The organism is Caballeronia sordidicola (genome assembly GCF_002220365.1).
GTDB lineage: Bacteria > Pseudomonadota > Gammaproteobacteria > Burkholderiales > Burkholderiaceae > Caballeronia > Caballeronia sordidicola_C.
This window is the reverse complement of the sequence record NZ_MTHB01000123.1, coordinates 125,116-145,740: the sequence shown is the minus strand read 5'-3', so window position 1 is coordinate 145,740 and position 20,625 is coordinate 125,116. Positions and strand designations below refer to the sequence as shown.

Sequence of the window (20,625 nt, the reverse complement as noted above, 5' to 3'; positions counted from 1 at the left end):
ATCACTGGCGGCGGCTATAAAAGGAGACACCCACAATGCGCAATATCGACGAAGACACCATCACGCAGGCGGTACTCGCGTCAATGGGTGGATGTGGCAACCCACGCCTTCTCACTGTCATGACGAGTCTCGTGCAGCATCTCCACGCGTTTGCCCGTGAAGTGAAGCTCACCGAGGACGAGTGGTTCACGGCTATCAAATTCCTGACCGACGTAGGCCATATCACAGACGACAAACGTCAGGAGTTCGTCCTGCTGTCTGACACGCTGGGGCTCTCCATGCTGGTCACCACGCAGAACAACAAGAAACCTGCAGCATGCACCGAGGCGACCGTATTGGGCCCTTTCTTTGTAGACGGGGCGCCGGAGTACCAGAACGGCGACGACGTATCGAATGGCGCGTTGGGTGCGCCGTGTTTTGTGCAGGGTCAGATTCGCGGCGTGAACGGCGAGCCGGTTGCCAATGCGTCAGTTGATGTCTGGCAGTCCGACGAAGACGGTTTTTACGACGTGCAGAAAACGACTGATGACGTTGGCGACATGGTTCATAGCGCACGAGGCAAGTTGCACACGCAAGCCGACGGCCGCTTTCATTTCCGGTCGATTCTCGCCGAGGCCTATCCGATCCCTCACGATGGTCCGGTCGGAAGAATGCTTGATGCACTGGGGCGACATCCGTGGCGGCCCGCCCATCTGCACTTCTGGATCAAGGCGCCTGGTTACGACACGCTGATTACCCACGTGTTTCGCGACGGCGATCAGTATCTGGATTCGGATGCGGTGTTCGGCGTCCGGTCGAACCTGATCGTTGAATGGGTGAAGCACGAACCTGGTATCGCGCCTGACGGCACTGTCATGAGCACGCCGTTTTATACCCTTGACTATGATTTTGTCTTGAACTACCAAGGGGTTGCAGCATGATTCGGCATATCGTCATGTGGCGCGTGAGTGGAGAAACGCCGGAGGAAAACCTTGCGTCGCGTCAGCTCGTCAAGCGCAGCTTCGAGGGGTTGCGGGGACGTATCCCCGGCATGATCCATCTGGAAGTCGGTATGGATTCGAGTGCCGCGGATTATGCCTGCGACGTTGTCCTGGTGACCGACTTCGAATCGCAGCATGCGCTTGACGCCTATGCCGGTCATCCCGAGCATCTGCGCGTGAGGCAGCAACTTGGCCGTATTCGGACCGCACGGTTTCAAGTTGACTACCTGGTCGAATCTTTGCCGCTGCTTGCACCGTTAAGCATGGAGACGGCTAATGCAGGCATCTGACTTCGTCTATTCAGCGCGCGCGGCGCGAGTGGTGTTTGGCGCAGGTAGCCTGCGGCATCTTGAACGTGAAGTGCTGAACCTGAACGCCGAGCGCGCGCTGATCCTGTGTTCGCCTCAACAACGCGACGTTGCTGAAGCACTCGCCGCCCGTCTGGGAGCGCGCGCGGCGGGCATCTTCGATCGCGCGGTCATGCATGTGCCGGTGGAGCTCGCAACCGAAGCGCGGCAATTGGCTAAAAGATTAAACGCAGATTGCGCAATCGCGGTGGGCGGTGGCTCGACCATTGGACTTGGCAAGGCAATCGCGCTCGAATCAGACTTACCGATACTCGCTATTCCGACGACTTACGCCGGCAGTGAAATGACGCCCATTTTTGGTTTGACGGAAGCGGGCCTGAAGCGAACCGGAACGGACTTGCGGGTGCTTCCCAAGACGGTCATCTACGATCCGGAATTGACGCTGACGCTTCCGGCGCAACTGTCGCTGACAAGTGGTATCAATGCCATTGCGCACGCTGCTGAAGGACTCTATTCGCGCGAGGCCAATCCGATTATCAGCTTGATGGCGGAAGAGGGTACTGCGTCACTAGCGCGTGCGTTGCCGGTGGTTGTCGCTCATCCAGAGGATAGTCACGGGAGGTCGCAGGCGCTGTACGGCGCGTGGTTGTGCGGCACGGTGCTGGGGAGTGTCGGCATGGCCTTGCATCACAAGCTGTGTCATACGCTTGGTGGCAGTTTCAACCTGCCGCATGCGGCGACGCACACGATCATCCTGCCCCACGCACTGTCCTACAACGCGAGCGCCGCGCCTGATGCAATGAAGCGGATAGCGCGCGCACTCGGGCACGACAACGCAGCGATGGGTGTGTATGAACTCGCGAAGGCGAATGGTGCTGCGGTCGCGCTTAAAGACATTGGGATGAACGCGGCACAGCTTGATCGGGCTGCGGAGATCGCCAGCGCCAATCCGTACTGGAATCCGCGCGCTGTTGAATACAACGCGATTCGTTCGTTGCTTCAGGATGCGTTCGATGGCGCACCACCACTTTAGGGTTTCGCTCGCGCCGGTGGACGGGTTTTGGGGGTGTTTGCTGGCTGGGGGTTCGCGGTCGGGGTCAGTGCCGGGGTGCCAGGTTCCTGCGTTAGCGGTCTGGGTCAATGCCGGGTTGCTGCTTTCAGTGTTAGTGGTCTGCGTGAGTTGGCTCATTTCTTTAGCACTGTTAGCCACTGCGCGTGGCGGCGCGTCATTTGTTGGTCCTTAGCGACAAAGAAACGAAGCAAAGAAAACGCTTTCAAACCACGCTACCCTAAGTGTCCACAGCGTGCAGTTTCCATTCATAGGTGCCCCAAAAGCACGGTGCTCGCCAGAGCCACGGATGTTTGAACCCCTCCTTCTCGCGAATCCTGACATAGACACGCTTCGCCACCAGTGCTCTCGGGCAAGCACTATTTTCCCAGGAACCGGTAAGGCCCCACCTGTATCTGCTCTTCGTTTCTTTGTCGCTAAGGACCAAGAAATGACGTGCCGCCACGAACAGTGGCTAACAGTGCTAAAGAAATTAGCCAACTCAGGCAGACCACTAAGGCTGAAAGCAGCAACCCGGCAATGACTCCGACCGCTAACGCAGGAACCTAGCACCCCGGCACTAACTCCGACCACTAACTCCGACCACTAACCCCGACCACTAACCCCAGACCCTAACACCCCAGCACTCCCCTCTGCCACCACCCCAAAAACCGAGCATCCCTAACGACACTACGCGCCAAGTTCCCTCTCACACGATTTCCACCTCGCCAGCAACAGGCGATGACGCAAACAACCTGTCACGCGAGAGCGCGGCAATCATCACGCACGACAACACCGCGGGTATTGCAGCCGCCAGAAAAAGGTGGGCGGACGACCAGTGCAGCTCCATTAGATTGCCTGCAACAATAGGACCGACAATCGATCCGGCGCGACCGACACCCAGGCTCCAGCCCACTCCCGTCGCGCGCAACGCAGTGGGGTAGACCGTAGCCGCAAGCGTATTGTTCGCCGGTTGCGCACCAACAATGCCGAAGCCGCTGACCGCAACAAACGCCATCATCAGAGCGAAGGAAACGTGCGAAGTCTGGCCGATTCCGGCGACCGCCAGCGCCGCGATCAGATAGCCGGGCGCCAGGATTCGGAAGAATCCCCAACGGTCGATAAGCGGTCCCATCGCGATCGTTCCTATCACCCCGCCTACTTGAAGCGTGGTGCCAATAAGCGACGCGCGAGACACGCTGTATCCGGCATCGGCAGCAATGGTCGGCAACCAGTTCGCCAGGAAGAACAGGTTCAGCAAGTTCATGAAATTCACGGCCCACAGCAGCAGCGTCACGCGCGCGCGGCCGGACGCGAATAGTGCGCTGACAGGTCTGCCCGTCAGTGCTTTTTCACGCACGAGATAGCGATGCGGCGCACCGCTTTCGACGAGCGGGGTGATCTTGCTAAGCCAGTAGCTCACACGAGCGAGACGGCGCTGACGCAGTACGAGAAACTGCATCGATTCTGGCAGGCAGGCGAGCATCGCTATCGCAATGGCAAGAGGAACTGCGCCGCCAAACAGGAACACGGACCGCCATCCCGCCGCCGGAATCAGTGCCGCCGACGCTAAACCGCCGAGCACTGCACCGCCCGTAAAGCCGCACGAGACCCACATCATCAGCGTCGCCCGTTTGCGCGTCGGGCTGTATTCGCTGACCAATGCAATCGCGTTGCCCATGATGCCGCCAAGCCCCACGCCGGTAATAAAACGAAACGCCAGGAGTTGTGGCAGCGTCGAAGCGAACGAGGTCGCAAACATGCAGACGGAGAGAAAAAGTGTCGCGCCGATCAGCACAGGCCGCCGTCCGATCCGGTCGGCGACAGGCCCCAGGATCAGCGACCCGAGCATCATGCCGATCAGGCTCGTGCCGAATACAGGCCCCATCGCCGCGCGGGAAACACCCCATTCGCGAATGATCGACGGTGCGACGAAGCCCATGGCCTGAATGTCAAAACCATCCATCACCACCGAGAGACCCACGAGCACCATCACCCATATCTGGAATCGACTGAGGGGATGGCTGTCGATGAGCGCGGCAATATCGATTACGTCGCTCGTCTCATCGGTTGGCGTGCTATTGCTGCGATCGGATAGTGCAGCCGATTTCTTGTTCATCGTGGCTCCGGACCTCTACGGCATTGACTTCTACTTCAGGCCGAAGAGCCGTTGCGCATTGTCGCGTCCGATCTTGCGGCGGTCGTTTTCGCTGATTTCGCAGTTGTCGAACCATCGTGCCGCATTTTCATGCTTTTCAAACGGATAATCGACTGAATACATGATGCGGTCGCTGCCGACCTCGAGCAGCGTCGACAGCAGGGTCGGCGTACGGAAATTGCCGCTGGTGGTGATATAGACGTTCTCGCGCAGGTAGTCGCCGATCTCGCGTTCGCAAGGTATGCCACGACGGCCCTTGCGCAGAATGTGATCGATGCGCCAGACGTTCGAGGGAATGCCCTCGCCGAAGTGCCCAAGGATCATCTGCAATGTCGGGTACCGGTCGAACAGGCCGCTCGACATCAGACGTAGCGCATGCACGCTCGTTTCCGCGGCGAACGCCCAGGTCGGTCCTGTCAGCCAGGGACTGCCGTCATAGATAGGCTCGCGGCTCGGCAGCGGGTCGCGCGGATGCATATAGAACGGTTTGCCAAGCGCAGCGGCATGATCCCAGAAGTCGGCGAACTGCGGGGCATCGTAGTAGGCGACAGTCTGCTCGTCACCAACCTGGGAGAAACCGTTCACAAGGAAGCCGTGGAAACCAAGTTGCAACACGCAACGCTCGAGTTCGAGCGCCGCTGCGTCCGGGTCCTGCATCGGCAACGCAGCGAAACCGCCAAAGCGGGCGGGACGACGTTGAATTTGCTCAGCGAGAATGTCGTTGGCGCGCTTGGCGACCTGGACTGCCGTTTGCGGATCAGGGATCGACTGGACGGCGGGCGAGTTGAGCGACAGGATCGACAATGCCGTGCCCCATTCGTCCATTTGCTCGATCCGCTGTTGTTCAAAATCCAGAAGGTTTTGCTTGAGTTGCGTCCACATCTCGGGGCGCGCATAGACCTGAGAGTCACCGATAGTCAGATCGATGGCGAAATGCTCTTCTAACGCAATTTTATCTTTCATGATGGCGGGGCGGCGAAGGGGCGATTGTGAAGGGTCGATGACATCGACACGGCTGCGGTACGGTCGTCTCATGTCATTCATTATTTGAAAAATCAAATAATGTGTCCGAAGTATATGCTTGATTTATCAAATACTAATTCGGGAATACCCTAGCGATGTTCGATGAGTGGGCAAAAGAATTTCGTACGATTCGCTGCGGTGTGAAAGGCGGGTATACTTGACAAATCAATCAAATAGTAACTGTACTGTGAAGAGGGTTGCAGCACATGGGAAAACGGCACGAGGCATCCATCACGGTTGAGCACGATCTGGAGGCGGCGGTTCCGTATCTGGTGTCGAGAGCGGGGAGCAGGATGGGAAACGCGTTCGCCAAGGCACTCAAACCCTACGGGCTCAGCCTGACGGAGTGGCGGGTGTGCGCTTCACTGGGACAGAGACCCCATCAACGTCTGTCGGAGCTGGTAGTTCGTGCGTGTGTCGACGTGTCGGCGCTGTCTCGTATCGTCGATCGCCTGATCGCACAGGGCTACGTTTCCCGTGAGAAGAGCGAGGAAGACGCGCGCGCGGTTCAGCTTTCGCTCACTGTAGACGGAGCGAATCTCACACGGGAAATTGTGCCGTTGGCGAAGCACTATGAAGCCGTTGCCGTGAACTGTTTTACCAAAGCCGAGGTGAAGACGCTGCGTAACTTGCTCGACCGGTTGTACGAGAACGCTGAGCCGCTGGCCTGAACGAGTTTTCTCAACTTCCTCCCTCCGGCGGCGCATCGCCGGGCGCTGGCGAACCGTCCAAGGCCAGTGAGGATTGGCGGTTGTGTGCGTCGCACATCTGTCGTATTGAATCGGATTAACGATGGACAAGCTTGGAAAAATGCGGATGTACGTGACGGTTGCGGATACAGGCAGCTTCACCGCTGCCGCGCAGCTCCTGGGCAGCACCACGGCGCAAGCGTCGCGGGCTGTCTCCGACCTGGAAACGCATCTGCGCAGTCGCTTGCTCAACCGGTCCACGCGACGTGTCGCGTTGACCGAAGCGGGTGCCCGCTATCTTGAGCAATGCCGGGAAATACTGGATCGCGTCGACATAGCGGAGGCGCAGGCGGGCGATGCGAAGGCGCTGCCCAAAGGTGTGTTGCGGCTTCACGCGCCGTCCGCTTTCGGCCAGTACTACGTGATTCCAGCGCTCGCGAAGTACTGCGAGAAGTATCCGGATGTGCGTGTCGACCTCACGCTTTCCCAGTACGCGCCGGACATTCTGGAGGGCGGCTTCGACGTGTCGTTGCACGTGACGCACTCCCCGTTGCCTGACTCGGCGATGGTCGCGGCCCAGTTATGTAGCGTGCCAACGGTGCTTTGCGCGGCACCGTCTTATCTGGTCAATACCGGCTCGCCGGAAACCGTCGCCGATCTGCGCATGCACAGCTGCCTGCAACTGCTGACCTCATTCTTCGCGTCGGACAAGTGGGTTTTTAGCTCAGAGCGAGGAACGGAGGTGTTCCATGTGCCACCGGCGAAGTTGCGCGTAAGCTCCGCAGAGGCGCTGGCAATCGCGCTGCGAGAAGGCATGGGCATCGCACCGCTGCCCCTGTTGACGGCGCTCTCGTTTCTCAGGAGCGGCGAACTGGTGCGGGTGATGCCCACATATGAATTACAGAGCTCGACCGTTTATGCGCTCTATGCATCGCGCGAGTATCTGGACGCGAAAATCGCTACGTGGATTACGTTCTTGCGTGACCATATTGCGGCATCGTTGTTGGCAGGACAGTCCGCAACGAAGGTCGCTCCATTGAAGGGAATGGACGACCCGTGCAGCGGCTAACGGTTCCGGAGTAGGATAGGCATCGCTTAACTCAGTTCCCGCAAGCGCCCGATCCCTTTCTCCATTGAGCCCCTATATGAGCCAGACAATCTACGATATTCCTGTGAAATCCATCGACGGCGCGGCGCTTACGCTTGAGCCGTTCAAGGGCAAGGTGTTGCTGATCGTGAACGTAGCCTCCAAGTGCGGGCTCACGCCGCAATACGAAGCCCTGGAAAAACTCTATGAGGACAAGCGGGCCGGAGGCCTGGAAGTGCTGGGCTTTCCGGCGAACAACTTCAAGGGGCAGGAGCCAGGAAGCGACGCAGAGATCAAGGATTTTTGCAGCCTGACTTACGACGTGAAATTCCCGATGTTTTCGAAGGTATCAGTGGTCGGCGCCGACCAGCATCCGCTGTACCAGACGCTGACCAGCACGCAGCCGGATACTACCGGCGACGGCCCGTTTCGCGAGCGGCTCAAAGGCTACGGCATTGAGCCTAACCCGGCACCCGATGTGTTGTGGAACTTCGAGAAATTCGTGATTGGCAGGGACGGCCGCGTAGTGGGCCGTTTCTCGCCGGATGTCACGGCAGATGATCCGCGCCTGCTTGAGGCTATTCAAACGGCGCTGTCGAACTAAGCGAAGCAGCGCTTCAGCAGCACCGCTGCGGCTGTGCGGTGAGAACGCCGGCAGGACCGGCAATCGCACTGCGCAGCGCGTGACAATCAGACGAATTGAGACGACACGCAACAAGCGCGATCCGTCGACCGTGTTCTCTTTAAGCGCGAATAGTGCTTGGCCTCGCTTCATCATTGCAAGCTCGCGGTCCACGAGTTGATTGCCATACAACGCGCGTTCCCGGGGCGCTTGCGTCGTCATCAAAGCGCCCCCGCCAAGGCGAGGAGCGCTCAACTTCGGTCAAGCGTTCGCCGCAGCAACCGACCTGCCGACCACTAGGTAATGAAGCAACGCGATGATCGGAAATACACTCGCAACCGTCGCGGTCAGCGTCCATCCACCATGGTCATACAAGCTGCTGGCGAGCGCTGACCCGATCGCGCCGCCAATGAAGATGCTGGTCATATAAAGGGCATTCAGACGGTTCCGGCTGGCCGCATGTAACGCATAGATCTCGCGTTGGCCGAGCACCATGTTCATCTGCACGGCGAAGTCCAGTACAACGCCGGTCACGACGAGTCCGCCCACGCCCCACGCCGGATGAATCAGCGCGGGTGTGAACGCGAGCGCCCCGACCACAAGCGCAATCAGCGTAGCGCGGACCGTGTGCCCGGCGTCGGCAAGCCGCCCTGCCACAGGCGCGGATGTCGCGCCCATTGCGCCGACCAGCGCGAACACCGCGATCCCGTTCTGCGACAGGCCGTAATGACGTGTCAGCTCGATCGGCACTGCGGTCCAGAAGAGGCTGAACGTGCCAAACATCAGCCCTTGATACAGCGCGCGATGACGCAGTACCGGCAAGGTCACAACCAGCTCGCCAAGCGAATGGATCAACTGAAAGTAGGTCGCCTGATGCGAAGGCTGACGGCGCGGGATTGTCAATGCCAGGACTGCCGTCACGATCGCCATCAACACCGCCGCCGAGCCGAATACGGCGCGCCAGCCGAAATGACCGGCCACCACGCTTGAGATCGGACGTGACAACAATATGCCGAGCAGAAGCCCGCTCATGATGTTGCCGACCACGCGGCCACGCGATTCGTCGGGCGCGAGGTGCGCGGCCAGCGGGATCAGGATCTGCACGGCGACCGAGCTGAAACCGACCAGCAGCGAGACCGCCAGGAACGCGTTCGGCTGATGCGTGACGGCTGCCAGCGCCAGACTGAAGATCGAGACAATGGCTGTCGTGATCATCAGCTTGCGGTTCTCCAGCAAATCGCCGAGCGGAACCAGGAAGAAAAGTCCGAATGCATAGCCGATCTGCGTAAGCGAGACGATCAGGCTCGCCGTGCCGCTTGACATGTGAATGTCGGGCGCGATGAGCTCGGTGATCGGTTGCGCGTAGTAGAGGTTGGCGACGATCGCGCCGCAGCAGAACGCGAACAGCGCGATCATGCCCTGGGTTAGCTTGACTGTGCCGCCGTTCCGGTCGGCAGCAGGTGCGTTAGGCGTCATGCGATGGATCCTTCAGTGGTCAAATTTGGTTTGATGTTCGATGTTCGTCAGGCGGTTTTCCGAGCGAGAACGCCAAGGTCGGTCATGTGGATACCGAGCCGAAGCTGTGCGCGGCGCCGATGCCAGCGCAGTCGCCAGTGCCAGCGCTCATGCTGTGCTCCGCTCGAGCGCCGATCGCAACGCGTTGGAAAACACCGCCGGGGGTTGCGCTCCGCTGATCGCTTCGCCCGCGATGAACACGGTCGGCACCGAACGAATGCCTTGCTGTTGCGCGAGCTGCTGCGCTTCGCCGACCTTTGCAAGACCGCGGTCTTGCGTCAGGTAGTCCTCTGCCGCGGCAGCGTCGAAGCCGTTTTTCACGGCAATCTCGACCAATATGCTGAGCAGGCCAATATCGTGTCCTTCCGAGAAGTACGCGACGAATATCGACTGATAGAGCGCTTCGGTCTTGTGCGCGTCGCCGATACTCAACGCGTACTGCATCAACTGATGAGCGAGGCGTGTGTTAGGCGTTCTGCCGACCTTGTCATAGTTGAATTGCGCGCCGGCAGCCAGGCCTGTGGCCGCAACCTGCGCATCCATACCTTGGGAGCGTACCCAACTGCCGAACTTGGCCGTCCGATATTCGCGCCGGTCCATTCCGTGCGCGGGCATCGTCGGGTTCAATTCGAACGGCACATACTGGATTGAAACGGGCACCGGCAGGTTGGCTGCGCGAATTCCGGACGCAAGATTCAGGTGGCCGATCCAGCACCACGGACATATGAAGTCGTAGTTGACAGAGATTTCGATGGCTTGCACGGCGCGCTCCTGAAGAAGATTGCACACAGGATATCGATTGCAATTCGTTAGTAGAATACGTTCGCAGAGCAATCTCGCGTTGCGTGCCACGCAACGCTCGGGCAGCGGAGCCATCAAAGTGGACAAACTGGTTGCATTGACGACGTTGCTGGAAGTGGCTGAGGCCGGCGGTTTTTCCAAGGCCGCCCAGCGCCTGGGGGTGGCCACTTCCTCAGTTACACGCCTGATGGATGCGCTCGAAGCGTCGCTTGGCACCGCGCTACTGACGCGCACTACGCGGCGCGTCAGCCTCACCGACGCCGGCACCGCTTACGTCGAGCAAATCAGCAAGGTGCTGGACGACCTGGCTGAAGCCGACGACAGCATCTTCGACAGCGGCGCAGCGCCCGTTGGCGCGCTGCGCATCTCCGTGCCTACGGCATATAGCCGGCTGTGCCTGGCGCCGCACCTTGCCACCTTCCTGAGCGAGTATCCCCGTGTGGTCCTCGACGTGGTGGTCGCCGACCACTATGTCGATCTGGCCGCAGAGCGGATCGATGTCGCGATTCGAATCGGCTTGCCCTCACGCGATGAAAACCTGGTCGTCAGGAAGCTGGCTGACAACAAGCGTTTTGTCGTGGCGAGCCATGAGTATCTGGAGCGGCACGGCACGCCTGCTGAACCGCGGGCGCTGACTAATCACGAATGCTTGCGCTTCGCGTATGGCGGACCCCATCGCGCTACGAGGCAGGTGTGGACGTTTCGCCATGGAGCCACGGAAGAACGGGTCGAAGTGCGCGGCCACCTGATTGCCAATAACCCTGACGTGCTGTTCGAAGCCGTTCTCGCGGGCAGGGGCATTGCACTGATGCCAGAGTGGCTGGTGGCGCCGGAGATCGGTGCCGGCCATCTGCTGCGCCTCTTTGAAAACATCGACGTCAATCCGCATGCGGGCGATTCGGTGATCTACGCGGCTTACCTGCCGAATCGCCGCCATTCGAGCAAGGTCCGCACCTTCGTGCAGTTCCTCGCTGTACGCGTGCGAACGCCTACGGTGGAATGATCGGCGGCCAGATGCTGCACGCTGCTTAAAGCCAATGCTAGTGACTTGTCGAGCTTTCGATGTCCGACACAATACAGTTACGCCCGCCCAGCTTGGCGCTGTAAAGCAGCTTGTCGGCGCGTAGCAGAAGGGCGTCGAGCGTCTCCCGCCCGGTTTGCGAAGCGAGCGAGATCCCGAAGCTCAATGTGACTGTAAAGCGGACACCATCCAGTTCCAGCGCCGTGGACGCTAGCCGCCGCCGCAGTTCGTTGGCGGCACCAACGGCTTCGCTGGCGTCATCGACTTTTGTCAGCACAGCGAACTCCTCGCCGCCGAGGCGTGCCACGATGTCCGGCTTATGCCATATCTCGCTGCATAGTCTTCCAATCGTCTGCAGCGCCAGATCGCCGGCGGCGTGGCCCAGGGTGTCGTTGATCTGCTTGAAGCGGTCCGCGTCGAACATGATGAGGACCTGCTTGGCTTCGGACGAAGTGCGCCTGCTTAGCGAAGCGGTCGCCTTGCGTTCGAACGCGCGGCGGTTGAGCAAGCGCGTCAGGAAGTCAGTGTCGGCAACGGTCTCGAGTTCGCGCAGCAGGATATTGCGCTCGTGCTCCAGCCGCATTTTTTCGATGCTGTTTTCCTTCAGCACGAGGATCGCGTGAAACAGGCTGCGGATCTCAAGCCGGTGTTCACCGTGAGGGATGGGCGTCTCGAGCTTTCCATCGGCGATTGCCATGATGATGTCCGCGGCTTCAATAAACGGCTGGACGAATCGCCGCTTGAAGTACACGGACGCAATCAGCAACAGGTAGAGAACGCCCGCGCTACCCATTGCGCTTGCAACCAGCAACATCAGCGAATCATTACGATGCCCTTTGACTTCTTTGTCCGCCAGATCCAGCACGTAGTCGCGAAATTGCACGATCGGCCTCATGGTCGGCACATACTCTGCGGCCAATCCGGCAGCCGTGAGATTGGCTCCTTCCGGCCGCCTTGCCATGTCGCGGACGTGCGCCATATAGCTCAGGCCAGTGTCGTAATAGACGCTGGTGAGGCGCTGATAGGTGCTTGCGCTGATCGGTGTGTGTTCTACTCGGGCAGCTATCAGGCTGCGCAATTCGTCTATACGTCCTTTAGCGCGTTCTTGCGCGAATAATTCGGTTTCACTCAAGGGCCGGCGAGCGGTCAGCGCGGCAGTGAAGGTCGACCCTAGAAGCCCCGCCTGTTCACGAAGTTCAGCGGTCAACCGAGCGGTCAAGACGCAATTCAGTGCGTTGGGGTCCCCGCGCACAATGCCCGCTGCGCTGGCATTTGCCAGCGGCCCGAAGTTGGGAATGACGGCGATCATCTGGTTGACCGCGCTTAGGACGGCATCATGGTCACGTTGTTCTATGGGCTGGGCGATGAGGCCGTCGACTTGCTTGCGGGCCGCGACAAGCCGTGTTTGTACTGCATCGACCGACGCGCGTTCAACCGCGCAGTCGGGACACGCCTGACTTGTGATCAGTGAGCGCAACACGGCCAAGCGCCGGTCGCTTTCGGCGCGCGCATTGATCAAGGGCAGTCGCAGCGATGGTGCACTCCGGGCGTCTGCGCCTAGCGCGCCGTTGGCGGGGCCGCGTTCCGCCGACACGCTTTCCATGGCGAGCAATGCGGCGCGAAAGCGGTCCAATGATTGAACCCCATTCTCCGCCAATGAATAGGCGCGTGATTGATGCAGGAGCAAAGGCGCGGCAAGGCTCAAGACCAGAACGCACAGAGCGGCTGTTGTCAGCTTGAGTCGCTTGGCAAGCAAGATCCGGGTTGATGGCATTTTTGTTGATTCGCAGCAGGTCGCTTGCCTAACATTCTTAAAACAGGGCGACTTATTGCAGCCGGTGATTCAACATACCGCAGCCCGCCGGAATCGTCTACTCGGACAAAACACGATCGTTAGACCGTTTTCTTTCAAAATTACCGGCGAGCGATCTAGTCGGAACCTTGGAACTGTTGTCGGGGAGAATTCAATCGCAGATGATTTCCCTTGGTTCGCGACACATTGGCTGCTCTATTCAGAGGCGCGGGCATGCGTTCCATTTGCTGTCTTGCCAGGTCGGGCGCGCTCGCGTCACTCATGGCCCGCCCCAAGCTCAGCTTCCGTCCGATTTAACAAATCCATGCGAGAGTACAGCGTGCTGCTGTCACTCATTTCTTTTCCGTGTAGCCTAAGCCGCTGTTACCCAAGTCGCTGTTACGTCATCGAAACGCGATATTCTTGTCTCCACCCAGCCCGCTCCTCGACAAAGGATCCGCAGCAATGAGCTACATCCACTTCATCGGTGGCGAAAAAGGAGGCGTCGGCAAATCGCTCGTCGCCCGCGTATTAGCCCAGTATTTTGTTGATCGGAGCATCCCGTTCACGGGTTTCGACACCGACAAATCGCACGGCGCGTTATTGCGCTTCTATGCGGATTTTGCTGCACCGGCCGTGCTTGATCGTCACGATAGCCTGGACCCCATCATTGAACATGCGCTTGAGGATCCTCAGCGGCGCATCCTGGTTGATCTTGCTGCGCAGACGCAGCAGTCTCTCGGGAAATGGCTCGACGACGCGGATGTTATTGGTCTCTCGCAAGAGCATGGGCTGACGCTGACCTGGTGGCACGTCATGGACGCCGGGCGCGATTCGGTCGACCTGCTGCGGCAGTGGCTCGATCAGTTCGGCGGACGGATCAAGCTGGTCATCGTCCTGAATGAGGTTCGCGGGGATCGCTTCGAGATTCTGGAAGCGTCAGGGGAACTCGCCCGGGCCGAAGCGCTGGGCGCCAGTGTGATCAGCCTGAGGCGCTTGCCCGATACCACGATGCAGAAAATCGATCAACATGGTGTCAGTTTTTGGGCTGCCGTGAATCACCCGGATCGAGCAGCTTCCGGGCTTGGTTTGCTGGAGCGACAGCGCGTCAAGGTGTGGTTGAATCGTGCTTATGGAGAGATGGGCAGTCTGGCGTTGTAGTAGGAAGATCGGCTGGGGATGAGGAGTTGCCCGGCCGCCAAATAATAGATAGTGATACAAACTAAATTGGACGAAAACCGGCCCGGAAAATCCTGTTGAACTAGCCGTGCCAATACCCGCAAAAATCTACGCTGCTGGCGCTTTCTTCCGGCCGAAACCGGAAGAAAGCGATCATAGGCTACAAGCCAATGAAACGCCTCAAGCCTGAGCTGCCGCCAGCGCAGCGTTCAGCGTCTTGCTGGGACGCATCACCGACTCCAGCTTCTCGAAGTCAGGCTTGTAATAGCCGCCAATGTCCGCCGCCTCACCCTGAACCGCTGACAACTCATCCACGATGGTCTTCTCGTCCGCCGTCAGTCGCTTCGCCAACGGCGCGAACTGAGCGGCCAAGGCTGCATCTTCCGTTTGCGCTGCCAGTTCCTGGGCCCAGTACATCGCGAGATAGAACTGGCTACCGCGGTTGTCCAGTTGTCCAGTCTTGGGCGACGGGTTCTTGTTGTTCTCCAGCAGTTGTCCCGTGGCGGCATCCAGCGTCTTAGCCAGGACCTTGGCCCGCGTATTGCCGGTCTTGATGCCCAAATCCTCCAGCGACACCGCCAGCGCCAGGAATTCACCCAGCGAATCCCAGCGCAAATGGTTCTCTTCAACCAGTTGCTTGACGTGCTTCGGAGCAGAACCGCCCGCGCCGGTTTCGTACATGCCGCCGCCAGCCATCAACGGAACAATGGAAAGCATCTTGGCGCTGGTACCCAGCTCCATGATCGGGAAAAGGTCGGTCAGGTAGTCACGCAGGATGTTGCCCGTGACAGAGATCGTGTCCAGCCCTCGGATGACACGCTCCAGCGTGTAACGCATCGCGCGCACTTGCGACATGATCTGGATGTCCAGGCCCTTGGTGTCGTGATCCTTCAAGTACGTCTCGACCTTCTTGATCACTTCGGCTTCGTGCGGACGGTACGGGTCCAGCCAGAAAATAGCCGGCATGCCCGAGTTGCGGGCACGCGTGACGGCCAGCTTCACCCAGTCGCGGATCGGCGCATCCTTGACCTGGCACATGCGCCAGATGTCGCCTTCTTCCACGTTTTGCGTCAGCAGCACTTCACCCGTGGCGATGTCGACAATGCGCGCTTCGCCCGCTTCCAACACTTCGAAGGTCTTGTCGTGCGAGCCGTATTCCTCGGCCTGCTGCGCCATCAGCCCGACGTTGGGCACCGTGCCCATCGTGACCGGGTCGAAGTTGCCGTTGGTCTTGCAGAAGTTGATGATTTCCTGATAGATCCGCGCAAACGTGCTTTCAGGAATCACGGCCTTCGTGTCCTTCGGACGGCCGTCGGCGCCCCACATCTTGCCGCCAATGCGAATCATGGCCGGCATCGATGCATCCACGATGATGTCGTTGGGCGCATGCAGGTTCGAGATGCCCTTGGCGGAATCCACCATCGCCAGTTCCGGACGATGCTCGTGGCACGCATGCATGTCGCGGATGATCTCTTCGCGCTTGGAAGTCGGCAGGCTTTCCAGCTTGTCGTACAGGTTGACGAGGCCGTTGTTGACGTTCACGCCCAGTTCGTCGAACAGCTTGCCGTGCTTCTCAAAGGCTTCCTTGTAGAAGATCTTCACGGCATGACCGAAGACGATGGGGTGCGAGACCTTCATCATCGTGGCCTTCACGTGCAACGAGAACATCACGCCGGTCTTGCGCGCGTCTTCCATCTGTTCTTCGTAGAAGTCACACAGCGCCTTCTTGCTCATGAACATGCTGTCGATGATCTCGCCGTCCAGCAACGACACCTTCGGCTTGAGCACAATGGTCTTGCCGCTTTGCGTAAGCAGTTCCATCTTCACGTCGCGAGCCTTGTCCACGGTCATGGACTTTTCGCCGTGATAGAAGTCGCCATGCTTCATGTGCGCCACGTGGGTGCGCGAAGCCATGCTCCACTCGCCCATGCTGTGCGGGTTCTTGCGAGCGTAGTTCTTGACGGCGGCAGGCGCGCGGCGGTCCGAGTTACCTTCACGCAGCACCGGGTTGACGGCGCTGCCCAGGCACTTGGAATAACGCTGGCGGATCGCCTTCTCAGCGTCGGTCTTCGGTTCCTCAGGGAAATCCGGGATCTTGTAGCCCTTGCCCTGCAGTTCCTTGATCGCGCCGATCAACTGGTGCTGGGATGCGCTGATGTTGGGTAGCTTGATGATGTTGGTTTCGGGCAGCAGCGTCAGGCGGCCCAGTTCGGCCAGGTTGTCCGGCACCCGTTGCTCTTCGGTCAGGAATTCCGGGAACTCGCCCAGGATGCGGCCGGCGACCGAGATGTCGCTGGTGGTGACGCGGATTCCTGCCGGCGCGGTGAACGTCCGGATGATGGGCAGGAAGGAGCTCGTCGCCAGCAGCGGGGCCTCGTCGGTGAGGGTGTAGATGATGGTAGGTTGCTCGGTACTCATCGCTTATCTCAAGAAAAATGGGTTGGGGGCGCCGCCGGCTGCGTCAACGACCGGGGTTAACCATCGAATTTTGCCTGATTTTGCTTTCAAGAGGGCTGAACCGGCCCGCCGTTTCGCGCCGCAACCCTCAAATCGAGGGTTTTCGATGCTGTCGCGAAGGGCGGTGGGGCGTTTCGGGGCACCCCGCTGATCCGCTTAAGCGCCTAAATCTAAAGACTAAATTGCTACGCCGATTGCTTGGGCCGCCGCTTGCGACCGCATTACACCGCTAACAGCGGCATTCGCGATTAAATCGGCGAAAATCTTGAGCGTCGCCTTAGTACCGGCTCCGCTCGGCCGGAAAATGCCCGGCGCCGACGCGATCAGGACCATTCGCTTGGCCGCGTCAGCGGGGGCGCCGTCAACTCATCCGGGCCAAGGTAATGGCTCGTTCGGGACACGCGCTCACGCATAAACCGCATGCCCGGCACGCATCGGCGTTCGGCGTGTATGCGACCTTCATGCCGTGCACCCGGAGCTTGAATTTCTGCATCGTCCCCAAGCGCTGATAGTCGGCGGTGTCGATCCGGCGGATGTCGAAAACATTCTCGGGACACACGACTGCGCAATCGGCCTTGCCCTCGCACCGGTTGAAGTTCACAACGGGCACGATCACGCCCGGTGCCTGCTTGCATGCGGATGCCGGCGTATTGCTCATACCGCATCCTCTTGCGGCTTGCCGCGGCCGCGGCCGCAGCGCATGCCCTTCTGAAACTTCTCCCGCTCCTCCGGTGTCATCTGTTCCCACCGGCGCCACTGCCGCCCCCCACGCCAGCCGCCATGGCCCCGGAATCCGCCGAACAAGATCCGGCTCAGGATCAAGAGGCCCAGCGCATGGGCAAAATCGATCGCGCGCGCGCCGACGAACAGCGCAGGGACCACCCAGTTCCATAAGGTCATCACCATCCATCCGAACACCGCAATGCCCACGATCACCAGCAGCGCCTTGCCGAGGAACCTCAGTCTGAATCTCATCTACCTTCTCCTTTAAATATCCAGTTCGTCATAGACGGCTTGCAAGCGGGCGCGCAGATGCAGCACCGCATAACGCTTGCGCGCCAGCAGCGTGTTCAAAGCCACGCCGCTCTCCGAAGCCAATTCCTTGAAGCTGCGTCCCTCGATCTCGTGGGCCACGAAAATCTCGCGCTGGTTTTCCGGCAGTTCGTCGAGCGCGTGTTGCAGGGCCGCCAAGAGCACCGACCGGGCATAGGCGGCTTCCGGCCCGGCATCGTGTGCAGGCAGCGCCAGATCCAGCCGGTATTCGTCGTCGACGGCATCAGCGTGATCGCTGGTCGCGCTGGTCCCGGCCATCTCGCTCAGCGGCTGCTCTTTCTTCTTTCGGAAGCGGTCGATGATGCGGTTACGCGCCACGCGAAACAGCCAGGCGCTGACTTGTTCAATCGGTTCGGGAAGCCGGTACGCCTGCACGAACTCGTGGAGTACGTCCTGCAGGATGTCTTCGGCGTCGCTTGGATCACGCACGCGACGCCGGATGAAGTTCCCGAGTTTCGTCCGCTCACGCAAGACGGTTGCGGTGATGTCGCTATCTCTATCGATCATCGGGTTCGTGGGCGGCGGCTGTTCCATACAGGTGAAGACGTTTCACGATCGGGAATATTGTGGGCGGCAGGAAAAATTCCGGCGTCAGGGCCAGCGGACGCGCAGGCTGAGCGCTCGCGACGCGAAACGACAGGAGACCACGATTTTGTCCGCGGCGGTGGAATAGGGTGTTTGAGACGGCAGCAGGCGAATTGAATCGCCGCGCCGAAGCTCTTCATGAGCGATAGAGGCGAGGCCGGCACCGGCCGCTCAGCGCCCGCTCGATGTGACGCTGACGTAATCCAGGCAGATGAAACCGCTAGGCGGCGTAGTCACCGTCAGTCGCGACCGAAAGCGCGCGCCAGCGATTGAGCTCGGCTTGCATGCCGGCGAGTTTTGCGTCCGCTGCATTGACGGCAATCGATCCGGCGGCAAAACGCATCGGCGGTTCGGCCTCGTTTGCCAGATCAACTAGTGCTTGTGCGAGCTTCACAGGATCGCCCGGTTGCTGGCCACTGCGTTGTTCGAAGGACAAGCGCAACCGCTCGCGCCGGTCATCGTAGTCGGCCACCAATTTTTTCCCTAACCGAAGCGATTCGCTGGTGAGGAAGTCGGTACGGAAAGGACCGGGCTCGACAATCGTCACGAAGAGACCGAACGGTGCAACTTCCTTCGCCAGGGACTCGGAGAAACCTTCGAGCGCAAACTTGCTGGCGCAGTAAAGCGAGCCCACTTCCGCACCGAGGATACCGGCAAGCGACGAGATGTTGAAGATGCGTCCGTGCCGAGCGGAGCGCATGACGGGCAGTGCAGCCCACGTCACGTTGAAAACGCCGAACAGGTTGGTGGCGAACTGGGCTTGCACGTCCTCGATCGTGTTCTCTTCGAAGAATCCCAGATGGCCGTATCCCGCGTTGTTCACGAGTACGTCGACACCGCCGAATCGCGACACGGCGGCTTCAACCGCTGCGTGCGCCTGGGGTGCGTCCGTCACGTCCAGCGCGATGTTAAGCAGTTGGTCGTTGTCCTGCCCCAGGCTCTTGACGATATCTTCGCGCTTGCGCCCCGTGGCGACGACCCGATCTCCTGCCCGGATCGCGGCCTTGGCAATAAGCGCTCCAAGGCCGCGGCTTGCGCCTGTGATAAACCATGTTTTCTGCATCATTGGCTCCTTGCTGATCAAGCCTCATGGAACCATGATGCGATGCTTGCGCGATAGACCGATCCTCGCGCGTTCTTGCCTGAACGTGCAAAACAGGGTCGTTGACCAGTCAGGTCTTTTGCGGGTCGTGAGATAAAGCTCGCTCTTTCTAAGCGCAATTGGCTTATTCGTCGAGTTCGCTTGTGCAACCGATTAGCCTGGAGGGATTGGCGAGAAAGTCTTCAATGGTGCCCTCGTCTTCGAACAGCATCTTGAGGACGCAGGCTTCGTCATCGGTCAGAACTGCTTCGACCAACTCGCCGTCGCGGCCGATGGTGTCGCAGTCTTCAAGGGTCAACTCGGCTATGACGGCAGAGGACAGTGTGACGGGCCATTTTTCACTGAACGCGACGGTGACCACTTTTCGCGATTCATCGTAGTCTCTGATCTCGACGCTGATGTAGGACATGGTGTCGATCTCTCCAGTGAACGTACCCAGGATGGCTCGCGCTGCAACCCGGCACGAAACGCTACGGAACCAAGTTTAGCAACACACGCTCGTTTATGGGCAATGTCTTTGATGGAGTTTGCGCGCGAATTGCCAGTGAGTGAATGTGCTTTTTAAATGCCACTTTTTCGCGAGCGCAGGCCCTAGCTTTTGTCCAGGGAAGACCGTAATAAGTCATCTGATTGCCGTTTCATTGAACCGGTAAAGTTGGAACGCTTGATGCATAGCAAAGTGGCTAGCCCTTTTCATTCGACAATTTTGCTGCCCAACCGGAGCGTGCCCATGTCATCTGAAACGTTCGAACTTGCCACTCGCTTTTCGCATATCCGGCCACAAGACACCCCTTATGAAGATCAGGGGTTGCGCGATTTTTTTCTTTATCGTGATTTAGGCATCGCAGAAGCGACTGGCGGCAAGGTGATCGCGCAACTCGTGAAAGCCAATAATGCACCAGAGCAAGGCACGGGATGGCACCGTCATGAGGCTGAATTCCACATTGTGATCATGCTCAAGGGCTGGGCGCGCTTCATGTACGGCGACAAAGAGACACTGGTCGCGACCGGCGACTGCGTGCATCAGGCACCGGGGATCGTGCATTACCTCTTCGATTATTCCGAGGACATGGAGTATCTGGAGATAGTCGGGCCTGCCAACTTCACTACCATCGACGCAAAGGGGCCATGCGAGGTTCCCGCTTTCACGCCGTGGCAGAGCCGGCAACCTGCTTGAAATGCGGCTGAGGCGGCGTTCTCGACCA

20 protein-coding genes are annotated in these 20,625 nt (G+C 59.4%); 9 read left to right on the top strand and 11 right to left on the bottom strand.

The window, feature by feature from the left end; translation table 11 throughout:
* Positions 1-35: 35 nt before the first annotated feature.
* From BSU04_RS20355 to BSU04_RS20345, 3 genes are read left to right on the top strand one after another with little or no spacing between them, the layout of a single operon-like run.
* Positions 36-920 (top strand): intradiol ring-cleavage dioxygenase, encoded by an 885-nt coding sequence (locus BSU04_RS20355; protein WP_089162322.1) that lies wholly within the window; start codon positions 36-38, stop codon positions 918-920.
* Positions 917-1,270 carry a Dabb family protein gene (locus BSU04_RS20350; protein ID WP_089162321.1) on the top strand — a complete coding sequence of 118 codons (354 nt, stop codon included), beginning with the start codon at positions 917-919 and terminating at the stop codon, positions 1,268-1,270. Before BSU04_RS20355 ends, BSU04_RS20350 begins: the two co-directional genes overlap by 4 nt.
* A complete protein-coding gene (locus BSU04_RS20345) occupies positions 1,257-2,321 on the top strand; it encodes a maleylacetate reductase (protein ID WP_089162320.1) in 1,065 nt (354 codons plus the stop codon). Before BSU04_RS20350 ends, BSU04_RS20345 begins: the two co-directional genes overlap by 14 nt.
* A 724-nt stretch (positions 2,322-3,045) precedes the next feature.
* Here BSU04_RS20345 and BSU04_RS20340 read toward each other — a convergent pair.
* Together BSU04_RS20340 and BSU04_RS20335 are read right to left on the bottom strand one after the other, a co-directional pair.
* On the bottom strand, positions 3,046-4,455 hold the full coding sequence (locus BSU04_RS20340; RefSeq protein WP_089162319.1) for an MFS transporter: 1,410 nt from the start codon (positions 4,453-4,455) through the stop codon (positions 3,046-3,048).
* A 30-nt stretch (positions 4,456-4,485) separates the two neighbouring features.
* Positions 4,486-5,457 carry an amidohydrolase family protein gene (locus tag BSU04_RS20335; RefSeq protein ID WP_089162318.1) on the bottom strand — a complete coding sequence of 324 codons (972 nt, stop codon included), beginning with the start codon at positions 5,455-5,457 and terminating at the stop codon, positions 4,486-4,488.
* A gap of 266 nt (positions 5,458-5,723) precedes the next feature.
* On the opposite strand from BSU04_RS20335, the gene BSU04_RS20330 reads away from it, so the two are divergent.
* From BSU04_RS20330 to BSU04_RS20320, 3 genes are all read left to right on the top strand, one after another.
* Entirely contained in the window at positions 5,724-6,188 is a 465-nt protein-coding gene (locus BSU04_RS20330) for a MarR family winged helix-turn-helix transcriptional regulator (protein WP_089162317.1), read from the top strand.
* 121 nt (positions 6,189-6,309) lie between these two features.
* Positions 6,310-7,275: a LysR family transcriptional regulator gene (locus BSU04_RS20325; protein WP_089162316.1), complete on the top strand. Its 966-nt coding sequence runs from the start codon at positions 6,310-6,312 to the stop codon at positions 7,273-7,275.
* A gap of 76 nt (positions 7,276-7,351) precedes the next feature.
* On the top strand, positions 7,352-7,897 hold the full coding sequence (locus BSU04_RS20320; RefSeq protein ID WP_089162315.1) for a glutathione peroxidase: 546 nt from the start codon (positions 7,352-7,354) through the stop codon (positions 7,895-7,897).
* Between the two features lie 279 nt (positions 7,898-8,176).
* Here the strand turns inward: BSU04_RS20320 and BSU04_RS20315 are convergent, their stop codons facing one another.
* Positions 8,177-9,391: an MFS transporter gene (locus BSU04_RS20315; RefSeq protein WP_089162314.1), complete on the bottom strand. Its 1,215-nt coding sequence runs from the start codon at positions 9,389-9,391 to the stop codon at positions 8,177-8,179.
* A 147-nt stretch (positions 9,392-9,538) separates the two neighbouring features.
* A complete protein-coding gene (locus BSU04_RS20310; RefSeq protein WP_089162358.1) occupies positions 9,539-10,192 on the bottom strand; it encodes a DsbA family oxidoreductase in 654 nt (217 codons plus the stop codon).
* A 118-nt stretch (positions 10,193-10,310) separates the two neighbouring features.
* On the opposite strand from BSU04_RS20310, the gene BSU04_RS20305 reads away from it, so the two are divergent.
* On the top strand, positions 10,311-11,234 hold the full coding sequence (locus BSU04_RS20305; protein ID WP_089162357.1) for a LysR family transcriptional regulator: 924 nt from the start codon (positions 10,311-10,313) through the stop codon (positions 11,232-11,234).
* A 37-nt stretch (positions 11,235-11,271) separates the two neighbouring features.
* On the opposite strand, the gene BSU04_RS20300 is transcribed toward BSU04_RS20305, so the two are convergent.
* Complete coding sequence (locus tag BSU04_RS20300) at positions 11,272-13,026, bottom strand: GGDEF domain-containing protein (protein ID WP_089162313.1); 1,755 nt, start codon at positions 13,024-13,026, stop codon at positions 11,272-11,274.
* Positions 13,027-13,509: 483 nt separating this feature from the next.
* Between BSU04_RS20300 and BSU04_RS20295 the strand changes: the two genes are divergently transcribed.
* Positions 13,510-14,205, top strand: a complete 696-nt coding sequence (locus BSU04_RS20295) for a mobilization protein (RefSeq protein WP_089162312.1) — start codon at positions 13,510-13,512, stop codon at positions 14,203-14,205.
* A 198-nt stretch (positions 14,206-14,403) separates the two neighbouring features.
* Here BSU04_RS20295 and BSU04_RS20290 read toward each other — a convergent pair whose 3' ends face one another.
* The 6 genes from BSU04_RS20290 to BSU04_RS20265 all read right to left on the bottom strand — a co-directional run bounded on the left by BSU04_RS20290 (position 14,404) and on the right by BSU04_RS20265 (position 19,829).
* Positions 14,404-16,641 carry an NADP-dependent isocitrate dehydrogenase gene (locus tag BSU04_RS20290; protein ID WP_089162311.1) on the bottom strand — a complete coding sequence of 746 codons (2,238 nt, stop codon included), beginning with the start codon at positions 16,639-16,641 and terminating at the stop codon, positions 14,404-14,406.
* 400 nt (positions 16,642-17,041) lie between these two features.
* Positions 17,042-17,338, bottom strand: coding sequence for a 4Fe-4S dicluster domain-containing protein (locus BSU04_RS20285; protein WP_089162310.1), 297 nt, complete (start codon positions 17,336-17,338; stop codon positions 17,042-17,044).
* Positions 17,335-17,655: a hypothetical protein gene (locus tag BSU04_RS20280; protein WP_089162309.1), complete on the bottom strand. Its 321-nt coding sequence runs from the start codon at positions 17,653-17,655 to the stop codon at positions 17,335-17,337. The genes BSU04_RS20285 and BSU04_RS20280 overlap by 4 nt, the downstream gene beginning before the upstream one ends.
* 12 nt (positions 17,656-17,667) lie before the next feature.
* Positions 17,668-18,267, bottom strand: a complete 600-nt coding sequence (locus tag BSU04_RS20275; protein WP_373452847.1) for an RNA polymerase sigma factor — start codon at positions 18,265-18,267, stop codon at positions 17,668-17,670.
* A gap of 271 nt (positions 18,268-18,538) precedes the next feature.
* Complete coding sequence (locus BSU04_RS20270; RefSeq protein ID WP_306427204.1) at positions 18,539-19,384, bottom strand: oxidoreductase; 846 nt, start codon at positions 19,382-19,384, stop codon at positions 18,539-18,541.
* Positions 19,385-19,544: 160 nt separating this feature from the next.
* Entirely contained in the window at positions 19,545-19,829 is a 285-nt protein-coding gene (locus BSU04_RS20265) for a hypothetical protein (protein ID WP_089162306.1), read from the bottom strand.
* A 321-nt stretch (positions 19,830-20,150) separates the two neighbouring features.
* Between BSU04_RS20265 and BSU04_RS20260 the strand changes: the two genes are divergently transcribed.
* Positions 20,151-20,597, top strand: coding sequence for a cupin domain-containing protein (locus tag BSU04_RS20260; protein ID WP_089162305.1), 447 nt, complete (start codon positions 20,151-20,153; stop codon positions 20,595-20,597).
* Positions 20,598-20,625: the final 28 nt, after the last annotated feature.